At 42.0% G+C, this 18565-nt stretch carries 19 protein-coding genes; 4 read left to right on the top strand and 15 right to left on the bottom strand.

Annotation, left to right across the window (positions count from 1 at the left end; translation table 11 throughout):
* The first annotated feature begins 210 nt into the window (after window positions 1-210).
* A complete protein-coding gene (locus NQ488_03085; protein ID UWN96311.1) occupies window positions 211-1095 on the top strand; it encodes a DegV family protein in 885 nt (294 codons plus the stop codon).
* 121 nt (window positions 1096-1216) lie between these two features.
* On the opposite strand, the gene NQ488_03080 is transcribed toward NQ488_03085, so the two are convergent.
* Window positions 1217-2155, bottom strand: coding sequence for a magnesium transporter CorA family protein (locus NQ488_03080; protein UWN96310.1), 939 nt, complete (start codon window positions 2153-2155; stop codon window positions 1217-1219).
* Between the two features lie 310 nt (window positions 2156-2465).
* Between NQ488_03080 and NQ488_03075 the strand changes: the two genes are divergently transcribed.
* A complete protein-coding gene (locus tag NQ488_03075) occupies window positions 2466-3107 on the top strand; it encodes a hypothetical protein (protein UWN96309.1) in 642 nt (213 codons plus the stop codon).
* Here the strand turns inward: NQ488_03075 and NQ488_03070 are convergent.
* From NQ488_03070 to NQ488_03055, 4 genes are read right to left on the bottom strand one after another with little or no spacing between them, the layout of a single operon-like run.
* Window positions 3104-3415 carry an MGMT family protein gene (locus NQ488_03070; protein ID UWN96308.1) on the bottom strand — a complete coding sequence of 104 codons (312 nt, stop codon included), beginning with the start codon at window positions 3413-3415 and terminating at the stop codon, window positions 3104-3106. The genes NQ488_03075 and NQ488_03070 overlap by 4 nt on opposite strands.
* A 25-nt stretch (window positions 3416-3440) precedes the next feature.
* On the bottom strand, window positions 3441-4364 hold the full coding sequence (locus NQ488_03065; protein UWN96307.1) for a SufD family Fe-S cluster assembly protein: 924 nt from the start codon (window positions 4362-4364) through the stop codon (window positions 3441-3443).
* Window positions 4365-4411: 47 nt separating this feature from the next.
* On the bottom strand, window positions 4412-5137 hold the full coding sequence (locus NQ488_03060) for an ATP-binding cassette domain-containing protein (protein ID UWN96306.1): 726 nt from the start codon (window positions 5135-5137) through the stop codon (window positions 4412-4414).
* A 42-nt stretch (window positions 5138-5179) separates the two neighbouring features.
* Entirely contained in the window at window positions 5180-5362 is a 183-nt protein-coding gene (locus NQ488_03055; protein UWN96305.1) for a DUF6472 family protein, read from the bottom strand.
* Between the two features lie 180 nt (window positions 5363-5542).
* Between NQ488_03055 and NQ488_03050 the strand changes: the two genes are divergently transcribed.
* Window positions 5543-6154, top strand: a complete 612-nt coding sequence (locus tag NQ488_03050) for a DUF308 domain-containing protein (GenBank protein UWN96304.1) — start codon at window positions 5543-5545, stop codon at window positions 6152-6154.
* 81 nt (window positions 6155-6235) lie between these two features.
* Here NQ488_03050 and NQ488_03045 read toward each other — a convergent pair whose 3' ends face one another.
* The 7 genes from NQ488_03045 to NQ488_03015 all read right to left on the bottom strand — a co-directional run bounded on the left by NQ488_03045 (window position 6236) and on the right by NQ488_03015 (window position 13293).
* A complete protein-coding gene (locus NQ488_03045; protein UWN96303.1) occupies window positions 6236-7213 on the bottom strand; it encodes a J domain-containing protein in 978 nt (325 codons plus the stop codon).
* Between the two features lie 149 nt (window positions 7214-7362).
* Window positions 7363-8721, bottom strand: a complete 1359-nt coding sequence (locus tag NQ488_03040) for an MATE family efflux transporter (protein UWN96302.1) — start codon at window positions 8719-8721, stop codon at window positions 7363-7365.
* Window positions 8722-8757: 36 nt separating this feature from the next.
* Window positions 8758-9069, bottom strand: a complete 312-nt coding sequence (locus NQ488_03035; GenBank protein ID UWN96301.1) for a thioredoxin family protein — start codon at window positions 9067-9069, stop codon at window positions 8758-8760.
* 153 nt (window positions 9070-9222) lie between these two features.
* Entirely contained in the window at window positions 9223-10125 is a 903-nt protein-coding gene (locus NQ488_03030) for an NAD(P)/FAD-dependent oxidoreductase (GenBank protein ID UWN96300.1), read from the bottom strand.
* A 236-nt stretch (window positions 10126-10361) separates the two neighbouring features.
* Window positions 10362-11657, bottom strand: a complete 1296-nt coding sequence (locus NQ488_03025) for an MFS transporter (GenBank protein UWN96299.1) — start codon at window positions 11655-11657, stop codon at window positions 10362-10364.
* Window positions 11647-12504: a zinc dependent phospholipase C family protein gene (locus NQ488_03020; protein UWN96298.1), complete on the bottom strand. Its 858-nt coding sequence runs from the start codon at window positions 12502-12504 to the stop codon at window positions 11647-11649. The genes NQ488_03025 and NQ488_03020 overlap by 11 nt, the downstream gene beginning before the upstream one ends.
* A 132-nt stretch (window positions 12505-12636) precedes the next feature.
* On the bottom strand, window positions 12637-13293 hold the full coding sequence (locus tag NQ488_03015) for an HD domain-containing protein (GenBank protein ID UWN96297.1): 657 nt from the start codon (window positions 13291-13293) through the stop codon (window positions 12637-12639).
* Between the two features lie 420 nt (window positions 13294-13713).
* Between NQ488_03015 and NQ488_03010 the strand changes: the two genes are divergently transcribed.
* A complete protein-coding gene (locus NQ488_03010; protein ID UWN96296.1) occupies window positions 13714-14319 on the top strand; it encodes a bacteriocin transport accessory protein in 606 nt (201 codons plus the stop codon).
* A 109-nt stretch (window positions 14320-14428) separates the two neighbouring features.
* Here NQ488_03010 and NQ488_03005 read toward each other — a convergent pair whose 3' ends face one another.
* The 3 genes from NQ488_03005 to NQ488_02995 form a co-directional block, all read right to left on the bottom strand.
* Window positions 14429-16129 (bottom strand): methyl-accepting chemotaxis protein, encoded by a 1701-nt coding sequence (locus NQ488_03005; GenBank protein UWN96295.1) that lies wholly within the window; start codon window positions 16127-16129, stop codon window positions 14429-14431.
* A gap of 62 nt (window positions 16130-16191) precedes the next feature.
* On the bottom strand, window positions 16192-17394 hold the full coding sequence (locus NQ488_03000) for a BMP family ABC transporter substrate-binding protein (GenBank protein UWN96294.1): 1203 nt from the start codon (window positions 17392-17394) through the stop codon (window positions 16192-16194).
* Window positions 17395-17636: 242 nt separating this feature from the next.
* Window positions 17637-18509 carry a LysR family transcriptional regulator gene (locus tag NQ488_02995; GenBank protein ID UWN96293.1) on the bottom strand — a complete coding sequence of 291 codons (873 nt, stop codon included), beginning with the start codon at window positions 18507-18509 and terminating at the stop codon, window positions 17637-17639.
* Window positions 18510-18565: the final 56 nt, after the last annotated feature.

Genomic DNA, 18565 nt, shown 5'->3' with positions numbered 1-18565 from the left:
GATTCATTTTTCCATATGCAATCGAACAAAAGTTTGCTATTTAATTTCTTTCCGTAAAGCTCCTTATCAATATCAGGGAATATAAATCTCATTTTTCGCCGCATTACAAACTTTATATTGTAGTTTTGAAAACTATGTGTTATTATATCAAGAGACAAATATATCTGTATTAACTAATTGACACATTTATTTATGAAAGGTATTATTACGATGTTTAAGATTTTAACTGACAGTGCATGTGATCTTGATAAGGAATATGTTGTAAAGCATGATGTTGACGTTATTCCTTTATACATTACAACAGACGGACAGAATTACCTGAGGGATGGCGAGGAACTCTATTCAAGAGACCTTTACAAAAGAATGGTTGAGGAGAATATATTCCCCAAGTCATCTCTCCCTTCTGTACAGGATTACGTAGACCATATGATGCCTTATGTTGAGAAGGGCTTACCTGTTATATGTATTACAATCTCTACTTCACTCAGCGGTTCATATAATTCAGCCCAGACTGCACGTGACCTTGTTCTTGAGGAGCATCCCGATGCTGTTATTACAGTTATGAATTCAACAACCAACACTGTAACACAGGGACTTTTTGTCAACGAAGCCGTAAGAATGAAAGAAGCCGGACTTACATATGAGAAGACTGTTGAGAACCTCGAAAAGCTCAAGGAATCTACGAGAATTTTCTTTACAATCGGTTCTCTTGATTATCTGATTAAGAACGGCCGTATCGGTAAGCTTGCACTTCTTATATCAAGCAGGATTAAGATTAAGCCTACAATAATCATGAAGGACAACGAGATCGGTCTTGGCGGAGTAAGTCGTACACGCGCCAAGTCACTTACATCAGTTATCGAAGCTGCCAGGAAGTATTTTAACGAGCCGGGACACAATGTTAAGGATTATAACTTTATCATAGGCTGGGGATATGACCTTGAAGAAGCCGCACAGTTCAAAAAGGAGATTGGTGATGCACTTGGTGTTACTTTCTGCGAGGATATCGGTTCACAAATCGGAGCCGTAACAGTATGCCACACAGGGCCTTACGCTCTCGGACTCGGATGTATCCGCAAGTATGAGACAGTTTAACTGCCATCTGATATAATAAAACAGAAGCCGGAAGCATACCATTAATCACACAATGTTTAAATGGTATTTTCCGGCTTATATTTCTATTGATTATTCCTGATTATTCTAATCCCATTCCCAATCACAGCATCTTATTGCGTTTTAACCAGAATGCCACAACAATACAGATAACAATTATCATTACACATATTATCATAAATCCGTTAATATCATTGGCAAACGGCATTCCGGCAACATTCATTCCATACAGTCCCGATATTACCGTAGGGAAAGCCATTACAAGTGTAATTGATGTAAGGTACTTCATCACATTGTTCAGACGGCTGTTAAGCACTGATGACAGCAGTTCTCTTGTTCCGTTAATAATATCCTTGTAGATGCTTGCCATCTCGATAGCCTGCTGCGTCTCGACTACTACATCCTCAAGAAGCTCAATATCGTCAGGATACTGCTGAAGCCTCTTATAATGTGAAAGTCTCTCAAGTACAACACGGTTGGCGCGAAGTGATGTTGCAAAATATACAAGCGTAGATTCAAGTTCGTGCAGTGCTATAAGGTCAGAATCTTCTGTCTTATCTCCAACATGCTCCTCAATCTCTATTCTCTTCTTATCCATGATTCTCAATTCCGCCTGATACAGCATGGCTGTCCTGAACAGTATCTGATATACAAAACGAAGCTTCTTCTTCGTACTGAAATCCCTTATCTTGCCATCTATAAATGCAGCTATGACGGCATTATGTTCTTCCTTTGAAACAGTCATTATTATGTCCTGTGTAAGAATTATTGCAAGGGGCAGAGTAGTATACACCTCTCTGTCGTGCCTTATCTCTGTTATAGGGACATCGACAAGGATAAGTGTATATCCGTCTTTCAGCTCGATACGCGAACTCTCTTCCTCATCGAGTGATGCCCTGATGTCATCAATATCTATGTCAAGTTCATCCGCCATCTTCTGTGTCTCTGCTACTGTTGGTGCTGACAGGCTTACCCAGACGCCTTCGTGTATCTCATGCACCTCATGAAGTATCTGGTCATCGGTTCTATATATGTTAATCATTGTAATCTCCATTCCTGCCGCCTCTCAGGGCATCCCGGTTCTGTGTACCGGCACAGATACCGTGATTGAAAAGCGAATGTACTTGTACTAACGTCTTATTATATTTTAACACCCGTTGTGTAAATTTTCTATCATATATATGTAAATTTTGAAAATGTGTTAATTTTATCTGCCGAATGCCGATATATATTATGATTCCGGTGAAGCATCCGGGCAGCAGCTCAGCATGGATGCGTAAAAGTATTGCTATAACCGTATTGCCGCACCGGCAACGTATTTTATTATATGCAAACGGAGGTTTATATTTATTATGCAGATAAGTTCAACATTGGGTCTGTCATCTATCCTTGATTATATGGATAGTGATAATGACAATTCAATAGAATCTGTTCTTACAGCCAACAGCAATTACCGTACTGCAATCCTTAAGCAGAAGCTGTCGGGAATAAGCAGCAGTAGCAGTGATACTGCCAAGGCTATTCTTAACGCCGCTGACTCAGCGTCTTCGTCACTTGATAGTCTTCTTAATGACACAAGTGAAGATGCCGTTGCAGATGTGCAGAAGTTTGTTAGCAGCTACAATGCTATGGTTAAGAATATGAGCAGCCAGGGAGGCAGGATTAATGTGGCGTACCTTGTAGAGCTCGGCAAGGCTTTTGTAGATAATGAAGGCAAGTTAGCCGCAATCGGAATAACCCGTTCTGAAAACGGACAGCTTGTAGTTGATACGGACAAACTCAAGTCTTCAAGCCTTGATTCCATCAAAGCAGCTTTCTCAGGTAATGACAGCTATGCCTCAAGAATCAGCACAGATCTTGCAAGTATTACCAAGGTTACAACTGCTACTTCCTCAATGAGCGGCACAGCTTACAGCCAGAATTATTCAAGTGCTGCTACAATAAGTGATTCAACACAGTCACTCATGGATTCACTGTTTAATTCAAAGGCTTAGAATATACGCTTTGTCCATTGATATTTTTCCATATCAACATGCCCGTCAACAAATTCCACTCCTTCATCCTTAAGGAGCTCAATCTGGCGGCTTTGTCCTCCGAACGCAAATGCCCTGGACACATCACCGTCTTTTGTAACGACTCTGTGGCATGGAATTACACCCGGCTGAGGGTTGGAGTGAAGTGCATACCCCACAACCCTCGACCAGTGTCTGTTGCCGGCGAGCTCAGCTATCTGCCCGTATGTGGCAACATACCCACGTGGAATCTGTTTTACTACTTCATATATCTTTTCAAACGTATTCATATTAATATTCAATTCCTATTAAATGCTATTTGAGGAATCCGTTGATAATTGCTGCCTCAGCCTCCGACTCTGTAAGTCCGAGTGTACGCAGCTTAAGAATCTGCTCTCCCGCAATCTTGCCAATCGCTGCTTCATGTATAAGTGCGGCATCCTCATTAGCCGCCGTAAGTGCAGGCTGTGCAGTTACCTTACCATGGTCTGTTATTATGGCATCACATTCGGAATGTCCCGAGCACTTTGCATTACCAACGATATTAGAGTGATATTCCTGATATGACTCACCTCTGGCAACAGAACGTGATACAAGATTAACACTTGAGCCGTCACCATTAAGCACTACGTCAAAATTAGTTGTAAGTGTCTCATCTGAATCCGTAAGGAGATGCTCTCTTATTACAAGACTTGATGCTCCTTCGAGTGTAGCCTTTGTATTGCGCAGAGCCGTCTGTACACCGCCAAGCTGTGATGTCTCCATCTCAAGCAATGCCCCGTCTGCAAGCCATGCCTCCGTCACCGGGTCTATGCTTCTCTTAGCCTTTATAAAACCTGTTCCGACATGTTTCTCAAGATAGAGTACATGTGAATTCTTCTCAAGGAAAAACCTGTGTATTCCGTTATGCCTTGCCGGTTCCCCTGTCTCTGTATGGATTCCGCAGCCTGCAACTATTGTTACATCTGCTCCCTCAGCAATATAGAAATCGTTGTATACAAGATCATCCACGCCCGCCTTCGTTATGCATGCCGGAATATATACTTTCTCGCCGGCAGTTCCAGGAAGGACTCTTATGTTAAGCCCCGGCGCATCCTCTTTAGATTCAATCTTTATATGTTCTGTAGACGCGCGTCCCGCACTTGCGCAGTTCTCACGTATATTAAAGGCAGTCCTGCCATCATCTTTACCATCCCAATCTGATACTATATTAAGTAAATCTTTTGTTGCCTGTTCCATCTGTAATCCATACCTTTCAGTCAAATGTATTATTGCATCACTGCCCACTACCGCACACACTCAGTCGCATCGCAATTCTCACAGCCCGGCCTTCTTGTGAGCAGGTCTGCCATTATCTGCTCTGAGCTTCCCTGTCTTGCCACACGTCCGCCATCAACTACTATTATCTCATCCGCAATCGAAAGTATTCTCTCCTGATGTGAAATGATTACAAGCGTTCCGTTAAGTGATTTCTTCATATCTGTAAATACATCTATCAGACTCGAAAAGCTCCAAAGGTCGATTCCTGCCTCAGGTTCGTCAAACACAGTAACCTTAGTATGTCTGGCAAGCACTGTAGCTATCTCTATACGCTTCATCTCGCCGCCTGACAGGTTGGAATTAAGTTCTCTGTCCAGATAATCAGCAGCACACAGACCGACTTTCTGAAGAACTGTCCCAAGCTCCTTCTCGTCCGGCTTGTGGTCATATGCCAATGTAAGAATATCCCTTACCGAAAGACCTTTGAATCTTACAGGCTGCTGGAATGCAAAGCTTATTCCAAGCTTAGCCCTCTCCGTCACATCCTTATCTGTGATATCTTCTCCGTCAAGTATAATCCTGCCATCATCAGGCTTCTCTATGCCCGCAATTATCTTAGCGGTTGTCGTCTTGCCGCTTCCGTTAGGTCCTGTTATGACAACAAGTTTGTTATCCGGTATCGTTATGTCTATTCCGTTAAGCACCTGAGGTCCTCCTTCAGGATGCCATTTTATATTCTGTAACTCAAGCATACAAATCCTCATTTCCGCGTATCTTACGCATATTATTATCAACTACATCTGATGTCTTACAACAGCGTATTCATCCCCCAGTACATAGTATGGGCAGTCATAATATGAATCCTGCAGAAAGCGTACCATCTCATCCTCATCCAGTTCCACTTCACATGTATAGCATTCGCTTTCTTCATCATATACGAAATTATTACAGCTGTCACAGCTTGATTGTCTTGCCATATTAATCTCCATTCTTAAAACGCATAGTCATAGTATATCATACTTTTCATATATTTATCATCTAATTCTCATTAAAAATATTAAAAGAGCATAAATAAAATACAATAAATATTGTAGCTTTAATTAAGAGATATTATAATAATGGCATAATAAAAGTAAACACTGAAAGGGGTGTTCCTTATGAAGATAATAATAAAGAATTTTAAGACTAACTCCCTGATATCAGGAATTGCCTTCACGCTTCTGGGGCTGCTTCTGGCAATATTCCCGACAGCAGCATCGCAGTTCGTCGGATACATTCTCGGCGCAGTACTTGTTGTGCTCGGAGTAATATCCCTTGTGAGATATTTTTCAACTCTCAGCATGTTTGTGTGGTATCAGGGTGATTTTCTTCTCGGATTATTTGAGACACTTTTTGGTGTGTTTATATTCCTGAATCCCGGAATAGTAATGGCATCAATACCTTTTTTCTTCGGACTTATACTTTTTGTCCATGGTCTTATAGCAATCGGGCCTGCAATCGAGCTTAAGCAGATATATCCCGGCAGCAGCCGCTGGATATTCTCTCTTGTCCTTGCACTTATAAGTGTACTGCTCGGCTTCATAATATTCAGTAATCCTTTCGGCACCGTTGACGTTACATTAAGAATAGTCGGTGCATGCCTTATTTACAGCGGCATAAGCGATTTTATCACATATATCAGAGGACGCAGGGCTGACAAGACAGTCAAACGTAATCCTGACGGATCAATAGACGGATATGTTGACGCAGATTTCAGGGATGTAAAATAAAAACATAACACATCAGGCAAAACAAAAAGCCGGTACAGATATTATCCTGTGATAAATCTCTGCACCGGCTTTTCTGCGCCATCAGCATGCCTGCTGGAATTCCTTAAGTATCTGTCTTGCCTTCGGATTAAGACTCTTAGGAACCTGTATCTGTACTGTGACGTACTGGTCTCCGTGAACTGATTTGTCTTTCATTGATACAATTCCCTTACCCTTAAGCCTTATCTTACTTCCTGACTGTGTTCCTTCGCGGATCTTACACTCAACGTCCCCATACAGTGTGTGAACTCTTGCTTCTCCTCCGAGAGCCGCCGTTGTAAACGGAACATCTACCGTTGTATAGACATCCATTCCTTTCCTCTCATAGCCCGGCTTGTTGAGCACAGTGACGTTAAGATAAAGGTCTCCTGCAGCTCCACCGCCGAATCCGGGATTGCCTTTACCCTTAAGCCTTATACTCTTGCCGGTATCAATTCCTGCCGGTATATGAACCTTAAGTGTCTGCGGACTTCCGCTGCCACCCTGAAGGGTTATCGTCTTGTCACATCCAAAAGCCGCCTCATCAAAGCTTACCGTTATATCAGCATGTGCATCCTCGCCCTTCATTGAATAACCACCTGAAGAGAATCCCCTTCCCGCATATCCTGAATGTTCCTGCCCGTTGAATCCGCCTCCGAACATTCCTCCGAATATATCACCGAATATATCATCCATATCACCGGCATTACCGTTAAAGTGGTACTCCCTGTGCATTCCGCCATTGCCATATCCGAAAGGATTACCGCCCATGCCTGACTTTCTGCGCTCGTAATCTTCTTCTGAGAATCCATTTTCAAAAGCGACATGACCATATTTGTCATACAGCTTTCTCTTCTTCTCATCTCCAAGAACATCATAGGCTTCGGTTACTTCCTTGAATTTTTCCTCTGCCTGCGCATTACCCGCATTCGTATCAGGATGATACTTCTTGGCAAGCTTTCTATATGCTCTCTTAATAGCCGCTTCATCTGCGCTGCGGTCTACTCCGAGTACTTCGTAGTAATCACGCTTCATAGCCATGTTCACCTCCAAACTATGTTATCATTGTTCTATATGTTTTATAACACTAATATCATGTTGCGTCAAGCATTTTTGCAAATTATTTTAAAACACAATCAAGTATGCGGCACTTTCACCCGCTAGAACGCACAAAAAAGGCAGATGCTTTTTCATTGCATCTGCCCGGCAAGCCTGCATATTTCTTTCCATCTCTTTGTGCCATAAAACGCCATCATGCATATCATTCCGAATGCAAAACTTACTGCAACACATGCATTAACATATCTTCCATCTATAAAATACGATATAAAATATCCGCATGGTATTCTTACAGCCCACAAAACAAGTATATTAATTATAGTCGGATATCTGACTTCTCCCAGTCCGTTGGCATAACAGATTATTCCGTTGAATATTGCATACATCCACGAAAAAGGCAGTATACAGTGTATATACAGTATGCCGACATCCATTACCGCACGGTCACTTGTAAATATCCTTACTATATACGGACTTAATAAAAATGTTACGATAAGCCCGGACACACATGTTATTGCACCTGACACGAATGGTATGAGTTTTCCTCCCTTACGGAGTCTCGCGTATTCATCCGCTCCCAGATTCTGCCCTGCAAATGTTGTTCCGGCACTTGACATTGACGTAATGGCAACATTGGCAATTCCGTTAACCTTATTACCGACAACACAGCCTGCCATGAATACTGACCCCTGTGCATTTATCAGTCCCTGCATAAGGATATGTCCGATTGAATATATAGAATTGTTAAGTCCAAGCGGAAGACCGACAGACACTATATCCTTCATGACTGACTTGTCTATGCGCCCGGGTCTCAGCCTGAATTCCAGTTCAGGATACTTCTTTTTTATATACCATACACTGAAGAACCATGAACAGAACATGGCAATAGATGTAGCCGCAGCGGCTCCGCCAACATCAAGATGCAGCCCGGCAACAAATATCATATCAAGCACAATATTAACAACACATGATATTACAAGAAATATAAGGGATGAACTGCTGTCACCAAGCCCACGCAGTATTCCTGCATTTATGTTATATCCGATATTGCCCAGTGTGCCAAGGAACATTATATCTATATATGTAACTGCCAGACTCCATGTATCTTCCGGCACACCCATAAAACGCAGAATAAGCGGACCGATAAAAAATCCCAGAACAGTCAGCGGTATCGCACACATATATACAAATGCAGATGCCGTATTCACTGTTTTCTTAAGGTTCTCCTGATCTTTTGCGCCTGCATACTGCGAGATGAGTATCGATATTCCTGTTCCAAGTCCCAGAAATATACACAGAATCATCTCAACAGGCTGCGCGCTTGTTCCAACAGCCGCCAGTGAAGCTGCGCCACAGAAGTTGCCTATAATAATCGAATCTACGGTATTATAAAGCATCTGCAGCACATTTCCCACACATATCGGCAGTGCAAATAGAAAAACAAGTTTTAAAATCGGTCCCTTGGTCATATCTATTTTTTTTGAACGCATTTGAAACCTCTTTTATATGTTTTATTCAGATGTATATTAATTCCTGTTACTCTCTATCCAGCCCTTAATTACTTCCTTAGGCTGGAAACCTACCGTCTGTGCTACCGGACGTCCGTCCCTGAATATAAAAAGTGCAGGGATGCTCGTAACTCCATACTTTGATGACAGCTCCATATTGGCTTCTGCGTCTGCATTGAAAAATGCCACGCCATCCATCTCATCCGAAAGCTCCTCAAGTACAGGTGCCAGCATATTACATGGTCCACACCATGCTGCCGAAAAATCAACAAGTGCGCATCCACTTGCCTTAACTTCGCTCAAATCATTATTTTTAATCTTCTTAACCATACTAATCTCCATTCCGCAGGCACAAAGTGCCGGAGGAATCGCGGGCCAAATGTCAGATTTGGCTCTGCGATAGATGCTGTTTGTGGCGCCTGCGGCACAAACAGCTGTGTGAAAAATCAGCTATCAGGCTGATTTTTCACACTATCTCCATTCTTATAATAATGTCTTAAGATAGTCCACTGCAGACAATGCAGCCACGTTCCCCTGTCCTGCTGCCTTTATATACTGATATGGCGTGCCTGTTATATCTCCACACGCAAAGCACCCCTTAATGTTCGTACACATTGACATGTCTGTCTCAACGTGTCCGTTCACCATATTAAGTCCCGGAACAAGCCTGTCCGCAGCTATATTATCCCTGAGAACAAATATGCCATCAGCCTGATAACTTCTGCCGGAGCATACAAGTGTGTCTGCTTTCAGTTCTCCTGTAATCTTTTGAGGAATATCATATATGACCTCTATGTTATGATATTTCTCTGGCGCGGCAGCGCCTTGTACGTCATCCCCACCTATTCCACAATTCTTATATTCCGCTCCGGTCACAGGGAAATAATACACCTTTTCTGATGTCTCTGCAAGGAATTCAGCTTCTTCCTCTGCTTTTTGTGAATATCCTATAACAGCCACTGTCTTTCCCTTATAAAATAAAGCATCACATGTAGCACAATAGCTTACGCCTCTCCCCAAATAGTCATTCTCCCCGGGCAGAGAAGCTCCGGGTATAACCCCGGTTGCCAGTATGACCACTGATGCCTCGAGAATGCCGCCTGACGTCTGTAATGAAAAATAGTTTCCCATTGAATATACCATATTCACTTTTGTATCTGTAATCTCTATTCCAAGCGACGCAAGCTGCTTATTATACGCATCAGCAAGAGCGTCACCGCTTATATCAGGCAGCCCCGGATAATTCCTGATTGTCCGGGCTTTCCTGATCTTCCGGCTCATCGACTCCGGCCCTATCAGAATAATATTCTTATTACGGACTTTTGCCGTAATTGCGGCTGACACTCCTGCCGGTCCTGTTCCTATTACTGCTATATCGTACCTCATAGTGCTCCTCATATATCCGGAAAACTTATATCCGGGAATCAGAATATTGTTATATGATGCCGGATCTGACATTTTAATCACCCGCATTGCTATATTACTTTTATAATAAAATAACACACTTGTCAAGATTCGGCATATTACAACATATCACTGCCATACAGCATGATATATATCTTAATATCCGTACTTGAAAAGTGTGTCACGCATTATATGATTTTATTCATATCAATATGATTTTAATATTCTTCCGTAACAGCCAGCTTACTTTTTATAAGTTCTTCCCGCTGCTCCTTTTTCTCAGGTTCAACTCTTAATGAGTATATGAAAAATACCATGCCTGCAACAAACAATACAGCTATCATTCCAACGCCCTTACTTACATTGCCCGTCATCTGCGATACAACACTTACAATGGTTGTTCCCATGAATGATGCGCCTTTGCCGCATATATCCATCAGCCCAAAATATTCCCCTGACTGTCCTGCAGGAATTATTTTGGTGAAGTAAGAACGTGAAAGTGCCTGTATCCCTCCCTGAAACATTCCAACAACTATCGCAAGTATCCAGAATTGAGCCTGTGTATGTAAAAACATTGCGAATACAGCAATGCCAAAATATGCAGTAATGCATACAATTATAAGCCTCTCTGATTTTATCTTCTGAGACAATCTGCCAAATGCGATAGAGCATGGAAATGCTACTATCTGTGTGACAAGCAGTGCCATCAGAAGTCCGGTGCTGTCAAGCCCCAGCGCCTGTCCGTATGCTGTAGCCATATCTATTATTGTATACACGCCATCAATATAGAAGAAAAATGCAAGCAGAAACACGAATACTTTTTTATTCTGTTTTACATTTTTAAATGTATTCCCAAGTCTTGCAAAACTGTCTTTTACCGCATTCTTCTTTTTCTCAGCATAATATTTCTGCCTATAGGTCTTAAGCAGCGGAATTGTCATTGCAATCCACCATACAGCTGTTACTGCAAATGTAACCGTCATTGCAGTTTCCATTGATATGCCTATTCTTCCTGCGCCAAGCACAAGTACAAGACACGCTGCAAACGGAATGCAGCTTCCTATATACCCCCATGCAAATCCATGTGATGACACATTGTCCATTCTTTCATCAACAGTTATATCAGTAAGCATTGAGTCATAAAATATAAGGCTGCATGAGAAACCCGTCTTTGCAATAATGTAAATAATAATAAACATCACCCATTGTCTTGCCAGCCCAAGGCATATGCAGCCTGCTGCACCGGCAAGCATTGATATTGTAAATACCTGCTTCTTGAAGTCCTTTGTATCTGCAAGTGTGCCCATAACAGGACCCAGAACTGCAACAATAATTGTAACAATTGAAGCCGCATATCCCCAATAGGCCATATAGTCTGCTGATGAAAGCCCCGCATTGCCGGCCAGGTAATTAAAATATATCGGCATTATAGTTGATACTAATAGTACAAAAGCTGAATTGCCAACATCATACAGTACCCAGTTACGTTCATTTTTTGTAAGTCTAAACCGCATCTTTGTAACCTTCTTTCTTCCCAGCCGGGGCATCTGTACAAGCTTCGCCCGGTTTAGAACCAAATGTATAGTTATATATCGGATTAAGCGGATGTGTTCCGTCAAGGTATCCATCATACTCTTCAATCAGCATGACTGCTTTCTTCCCTGCCTTTTTATACAGCTGCATTAATTGCCTGTTGCTGTCTTCACATTTAGAATTTTTCCTGTAATTGACAATAAGGCCATGCATTTCCTTATAATTACCTGAGACAAGCAATAGCAGGTATATTAACGCCCTTTTGATTCTTGACGGAGCAAGAAGCAGACTGTTATTGTAAATCATTCCTCCAAGCGCCTTCTTCACTTCCCTGCGCTCTATGCCATTATAAAAGCAGTGTATCACTGATGAATTATAATCTGATGGCACTATATGTCCGGTAAGTACATGTCTGACCGGGTCAAGATGGTCAAGCAGCATAAGCATTCTGTCAAATTCAACTTCTATCTCTGCATGGCTTACTCCGCTTGCCTGTATCTTTTCATCTATGTATCCGTGGCACATTACATCAAGTGAGAAGTGGCATATCACGCCATATACATATGCCTTGTATGCGTCATCACCGTGATGTGCTTTAATTACTTTTGCAGCATTTTCAAAGAACTCCCGTCCGCTTCTTTCATGCATGCCATACCCCACGCTGTTTACATGGTTACGCTTAAGCGGCTTATAATAGAAAAGGATATCCGGCCCGTGAAGTCCTATAAGATAAAGCTCAATATTATTGCGTATTATCGTCTGCCGGCTCTCAGACAGTGCTTTAATCAATTCTTTTCCCATTCTGTAGTGAGCATATGTAGATGGCATAATATTCTCCATTCCGCAGGCACCACAAATAGCTGTGTGAAAAACAGATATTAATCTGTTACAGATATTAATCTGTTTTTCACACTATTCTCCTTATGTGTCTGTCTCTTAATATATCTGTCCGCTGTATATTTATAAAACCTTACTTCCGTTAGCTGTAAGCTTAAAACGTGCTCCAAGTATCTCCGCTGCTTTGCGGCACATCATCATCCTCCCTAAAAATATGTCAAAATATTCATACATTGTGCATATGTTCTCGTCTATCTTAAGGTTAAGCGATATAACTGACTTTTCGGTATTAAGCTTAAGTTTTGCCTCCGTAACGGCATAATTGACCCTGTCGTGTATGTCAAAGCTGGCAAGGTCTGTATTGCGCACGCGGTTGCGGCGCACATCCGTCTTATCAGCTATAATAAGTGCCGCAGATATTGCATCATAAGCGCCACCCGTTGACTCATCATGGTTACCTATTACAGACATTACCTCAACACGGTCCTCAAGGCTCATACCCGCCTTTTCCAATATCTGTACGGCAAGAATTGCACCATACTCTGCATGATGGCTTCTGTTGACTGCATTACCTATGTCATGCATAAATCCGGCAATCTTGGCAAGCTCTATATCATGTTCAGGATACCCGAACTGCTTAAGTATCATTGCAGCATGCTTTGCCACTATTGCGGTATGGACCTCGGAAGGGTCGGTATAACCAAGCATGCCAAGCTTTTCATTGCCCTTGCGTATATATGCAAGGACTTCCTCATTTTTAATAATTTCACTGTATTTCAAATATATTCCCTCCAGCCTTCTTACGGCTTTATTACAGCCTTTTTACCGCATATGATGCCTGAATAAAGACATTAGTATCAATCACATCCGTTTTTTCATACAGCTGTTTCCTTTCAATGAACTGCTCTCATCGTACATTACAAACGTAACTGCTGCTATCACATAAATATATTAATTGTGTAAAATCTATGAAAATTCACTACCGGAATTCCACTGCACCGGCTGCACTTTTATCCTTTCAAAATACAACTTTCCATGTTATAATATTAAAAAATCTATATATTAGAATCTGCAGATTTATATTATCGGTGTTTTATTTTTATGGAGGTTAGTGTGAAAAATACATTTTTCACACGCAAGGTTTGTGCTTACGCACAAACTTAAGATGCGCTTGAAAGCAGCGCAAGAATGGAGGTTTTTATGAATAAAGGTTTCAGACATTGGATTTTTATACTTGCAGGCACCGCAGTCATCTCGTCATTTGTAGGCTGCACCACCGGCAACAACGGCAATAATACCGCAGCAGGAAGCACACAGGCATCGCAGCATGCAATCGGCAGTTCGCTTGAACTTCTTAATACTGTATGGAACAGTTACAATGAAGATGAACGATTCTATGCTGCAGGAGGCGATGTATCACATAATAATGCCACTGAAGATGCACCCGGCGTATATTCAGTCAGTGACATTGATGGACTTGACCGTGCTCTCGGTTTTCCTGCGGACTGTGCTGACAAGATTGACAATGCTGCATCCCTGTCACATATGATGCTTGCCAACGCATTTACCTGCGGTGTTTTCCACCTCAAGAATCCTGCTGATTCATCAACCGTAACAGATGCTGTCAAGGCCAACATTGTACAGCGTCACTGGCTCGACGGATTTCCGGACAAGTATGTGATAGCCGTGACAGAGGATTATGTAGTTGTGTTATGGGGGTATGATGAATTAGTTGATACATTCACAGATAAGCTCGCCGCCGCATATCCTTCGACGAAGATTATCTGCAATGCGCCGGTAGAATGACACTCCCGAAAGTTCTATGCTGATATTGCGTAATTTAAGCAAACTAAAACAGATGCACCGTTGATTATATAACACAGTGCATCTGTTTTTAGTTTTATCAATATTATATTTATATCTTAAAATAATCTATACTGTCTGCCAGCTGCCCTGCTATCTCTCTCAGCTTTTCAGCGCTATCTGACACCTGTCTGAATGTATCTGCCACTTCCTCGGTCTCCTGATGCGTCTTTTTGGTACCTTCGACATTATTCTGTGCAATCTCTGAAAGCTCATCAACTGCTGACACCACCTTATTACGTGATGCTTCAAGCTTATGAGTGCTGGTCTTTATAAGCTCAATACTCTTCATGGAGCTTTCAATCTCTGCAAGTACACCGGCAACAACAGCCTGTGTCTCTTCCATGCTTGCACTCTGGCTTACCATTATATCCTGCATCTGCTTCATGAGTTCAACCGCCTTCGTTGAATCCTCCATAAGAATTCTTGCCGTATCATCTATCTCCTGGCTTGATGTATTAGACTGTTCCGCAAGCTTCTTAATCTGTTCTGCAACGACTGCAAATCCACGACCACTCTCTCCTGCCCTTGCTGCTTCTATTGAAGCATTAAGGCTGAGAAGATTCGTCTCTTCTGCAATTGATGATATAAATGAAGTTGCGTCCTGTATCTTCTGGACTGAATTATTCGTTCTTATGGTCTGTTCTTTGACATCGTTTATAATACGTTCTACGTCAGTGTTAATTATTCTCAGCTTTTCAAGTGTCTCTGATGCTTTCTCACTTGACTGCTGCATTGACGCTGCATTGTTATCAAGCATATCGACCTCGCCTGATGTCTCAGTTATATTCTCGCCCATAATCTTCATATGCTCTGAAGTGCTCTGTGAATTTCTGGCCTGTTCACTTGAATTGTCAACAATCATCGTCACCGCTGATCTTACCTGCTCCATTGTTCCATTGGTCTTATCTGCTACAGACTTGAGGTCAGTTCCCGCATTAAGAAGTGCATTTGCATTCGCTGATATATCCATGATAACTGTCTTCATTGCATCCCGAAGCTTTATTGTAACCTTAGAAAGATCTCCGATCTCATCTTTTCTGTTAAGCAGCTTATCATCAACCAACACATCCAGATTGCCTCCTGCAACCTTCTCAACAACTCCTATGCTCGTTCTGATACTTCTGCTCATTGCAGATGACATCTTAATGCCTGCACCGGCACATATAATCATAACAACACATACAGCTACGCCTATCGTAAGCATTATATGGTTTATTACCGCATTCTTCTGTTCCTTATCCGTTCCGACAAATACCATTCCTACGATATCAGTACTGCTTCCATTCTGGTATACAGGTGTAAAATATCCATAGTTAAGTGTCCCGTTAAGTGATACATTTTTGCTGAAATAACTCCCGCCTTTATTAAGGACATTTTCAATAATAACTTCTCCTGCAGGAGAACCAAGCAGTCTGTCACCATTCCCATCCTTTGCCGAGGTCATTATCCTCTGGCTTCCGTAAAAGAATGTTACATCCATTCCCGTATTCTCTTTGATTCCATCTACAAGACTCTCCGACTTGGAGATATTATAACTTCCCTTCCATATGTCTCCATTACTTGCCTGTATATAATCGCCTGCATTCTGGTCATATGCAGCAAGCGTTGCCGCTGCAGTTCCCTTAAGCGCATCCTGTATCTCATCTGTCATTGCGCTTTTTACCATTGTCAGTGTAAATGAAACCGATATAAGTCCCAGAATTAAGACCGGACCAATTGTCATAGCAAGTATTTTCTTTTTTATACTCATTTTCCTCTCCATTCTGCGGCACCCCTGCCAATCAAAGCATGCCGCACGTTCACCCCGTCAAATCATTCAACAACGCTTACTGTCTTAAAATACCAGTTAATTCTGCCTGTTATCGTCGAATCATCAAGTGTCTTACCTGCCGTTCCCACAGTTGCTCCGGTATTAGTCTCAATAACACCGTCAAATACTCCGTTCTTACCGGCAAGAATCTGCTGCTTTGCCTCATTCACCTTCTCCTGTGTGCCCGGTGCCGCAAAGCTCGCAACTGATGTAATACTTACAAGATTCTCGTTCATTCCTCCATAATAATTGCTGCCATCCCACGTTCCATCAATTACGCTCTGTACGGCAGATGTATAATACGCACTCCAGTTCCATGTTACACTGCAGAGGCACGCATCCGGGGCCTCTTTGCTCATATCTGAATTATATCCTATGCTGTATACCCCCTTTTCCTGTGCAAGTGTCTGTGGATATACAGTGTCGCAATGCTGTGCAATAACATCACAGTTCATATTAAGCAGTGTTCTTGCAGCTGCTTCCTCTCCCTGTGGATCAAACCAGCTGTTAGTTACCTTTACATACACCTTCGCATCAGGATTAACCGAATATATTCCAAGTGCAAATGCATCTATTCCACCTGTCACCTCTGCACTGTCCGAACCCATTGCAGCAACATATCCAATTCTGTTCGTCATTGTATTCATTCCGGCAACTATTCCGCTAAGATATCTTGCCTGATATATTCTTCCAAAATAGTTATTAAAGTTCCTGCCATTACTCATATATCCGGTTCCATGCGAGAAATATACATCTGGATACTCTTCTGCCATCTCAGCCGTTGCCTGCATATATCCCCAGCTTGTTGTAAATATTATATTACAGCCGGCATCTATGCACTCTTTTATTGCGGTGCGTGTCGCATCAGCATCAGTATCACTTATATTATTCTTTCTTACAATCTGTGAATCTGAAAGTCCGAGATTCTGCTGCATGCCCTGTATGCCTATATCATGGGTATATGTATAACCACTGCCTTCTGCCGGATCAGACAGGTGGATTACTCCTACTTTAATCTTATCCTTTGATATCCCCGGTGTACTCTTGCCGGATCCGGCCTTATTACCTGCTCCGGAACTGCTCACTTTCAGTTCGTATCCCTCATTAACAGCATAATCATCAATTGCTGCCGTACCTGCACAGCCTGCCATAAGCACACTGCACATCAGCAGTGCAAGCAGACCTGATAACCTCTTATGTTTCATACTTACCTCCAATCCCCTGATGCATCAGCACCAGCTCTTATGTGTGCCAATAATGCATAGCATCAATATTCAGTTGTAAATTTATAATAATTTTATCACAATATTCAAACAAATTCCAATATTTGTAAGAAAAAAAACAACCATAATTACTATTGCGTGAATTATGGATGTTCTTCTGCATTATACAATTATTATATTTTTCAGCACTTTACATTGCTCTTTTCCTTAGAGTCCACTCAATGTCAATACATTTTTACATATTCACAAAATTTTTCTACTACAGGGGGCATATATATGCTGCTGTCCGTAACCATGTATATTTTTCTGCTGTACTGCGGCTTTGCAATCTTTATAATACTTACACCAAGCCTGTGCAAAAGCTCCATATAAGGCACAACCGCTATTCCGAATCCATTAGCAACAAGTCCGGCAATAACCTGGTCCTCCTGCGTCTCATATGCTATCTTCGGACTTTTCCCTGTCTTTTCAAATAATTCCTCAACAACCGCACGCATTCCGGATTCTCTTGTAAAATATATCATCGGATATTCAAGCGCCTCATCAAGATTAATGCTCTTTTTGTTGGCAAGCGGATGCTCTGCCAGTGTTATGAGCACAAGTTCCTGATTACTTACCGGCACCGCCGTAAGCTGCGTCTCTCCAAAGGGCTCCGAACAGAATACAACATCATATCTCCCTCTCTTCAGATCATCAAGAAGTGTTACCGTAGGTCCTGTATCAAATGTAAAATGTATATCACTGCCACTGTTTTTTTCAAGGAATTCTCTTGCAAGCCGCGGCACATATTCAACTCCGGCAGGTCTGACGAATCCAAGTCTTATCAGCCCTTCGCCGGCAGCACTTCTTCTTGCCGCCTTAACCCCCGAATCAAGTGTTGCTAGAGTATTCTCCGCACATACAAGGAATTCCCTGCCGAATCTTGTGAGTGTCGTATTGCGTCCATTCTTTTCAAACAACGGCACCCCAAGCTCATTTTCAAGCTGTGCTATCGCATGGCTGAGACTCGGCTGCGTTATGCAAAGATTCTGTGCTGCCTTCGTATAATGTCTGACATGTGCAAGCTCAACAAAATATTTCAGGTAAAAAAGATTCATTGATTGTTACCTCATGGTTATATGTATTCATCTGTTATTTTCATTATACAGCATTT

It is taken from the genome of [Bacteroides] pectinophilus, from assembly GCA_025146925.1.
GTDB classification, from domain to species: Bacteria; Bacillota; Clostridia; order Lachnospirales; family Lachnospiraceae; genus Bacteroides_F; species Bacteroides_F pectinophilus.
This window is presented reverse-complemented; position numbering and strand designations above follow the sequence as displayed.

Bases quoted from the DNA above. Each gene is read 5' to 3' on its own strand.
- NQ488_03085 (UWN96311.1), top strand. From the start codon at position 211: ATGTTTAAGATTTTAACTGACAGTGCATGTGATCTTGATAAGGAATAT.
- NQ488_03080 (UWN96310.1), bottom strand. From the start codon at position 2,155: ATGATTAACATATATAGAACCGATGACCAGATACTTCATGAGGTGCAT.
- NQ488_03075 (UWN96309.1), top strand. From the start codon at position 2,466: ATGCAGATAAGTTCAACATTGGGTCTGTCATCTATCCTTGATTATATG.
- NQ488_03070 (UWN96308.1), bottom strand. From the start codon at position 3,415: ATGAATACGTTTGAAAAGATATATGAAGTAGTAAAACAGATTCCACGT.
- NQ488_03065 (UWN96307.1), bottom strand. From the start codon at position 4,364: ATGGAACAGGCAACAAAAGATTTACTTAATATAGTATCAGATTGGGAT.
- NQ488_03060 (UWN96306.1), bottom strand. From the start codon at position 5,137: ATGCTTGAGTTACAGAATATAAAATGGCATCCTGAAGGAGGACCTCAG.
- NQ488_03055 (UWN96305.1), bottom strand. From the start codon at position 5,362: ATGGCAAGACAATCAAGCTGTGACAGCTGTAATAATTTCGTATATGAT.
- NQ488_03050 (UWN96304.1), top strand. From the start codon at position 5,543: ATGAAGATAATAATAAAGAATTTTAAGACTAACTCCCTGATATCAGGA.
- NQ488_03045 (UWN96303.1), bottom strand. From the start codon at position 7,213: ATGGCTATGAAGCGTGATTACTACGAAGTACTCGGAGTAGACCGCAGC.
- NQ488_03040 (UWN96302.1), bottom strand. From the start codon at position 8,721: ATGCGTTCAAAAAAAATAGATATGACCAAGGGACCGATTTTAAAACTT.
- NQ488_03035 (UWN96301.1), bottom strand. From the start codon at position 9,069: ATGGTTAAGAAGATTAAAAATAATGATTTGAGCGAAGTTAAGGCAAGT.
- NQ488_03030 (UWN96300.1), bottom strand. From the start codon at position 10,125: ATGAGGTACGATATAGCAGTAATAGGAACAGGACCGGCAGGAGTGTCA.
- NQ488_03025 (UWN96299.1), bottom strand. From the start codon at position 11,657: ATGCGGTTTAGACTTACAAAAAATGAACGTAACTGGGTACTGTATGAT.
- NQ488_03020 (UWN96298.1), bottom strand. From the start codon at position 12,504: ATGCCATCTACATATGCTCACTACAGAATGGGAAAAGAATTGATTAAA.
- NQ488_03010 (UWN96296.1), top strand. From the start codon at position 13,714: ATGAATAAAGGTTTCAGACATTGGATTTTTATACTTGCAGGCACCGCA.
- NQ488_03005 (UWN96295.1), bottom strand. From the start codon at position 16,129: ATGAGTATAAAAAAGAAAATACTTGCTATGACAATTGGTCCGGTCTTA.
- NQ488_03000 (UWN96294.1), bottom strand. From the start codon at position 17,394: ATGAAACATAAGAGGTTATCAGGTCTGCTTGCACTGCTGATGTGCAGT.
- NQ488_02995 (UWN96293.1), bottom strand. From the start codon at position 18,509: ATGAATCTTTTTTACCTGAAATATTTTGTTGAGCTTGCACATGTCAGA.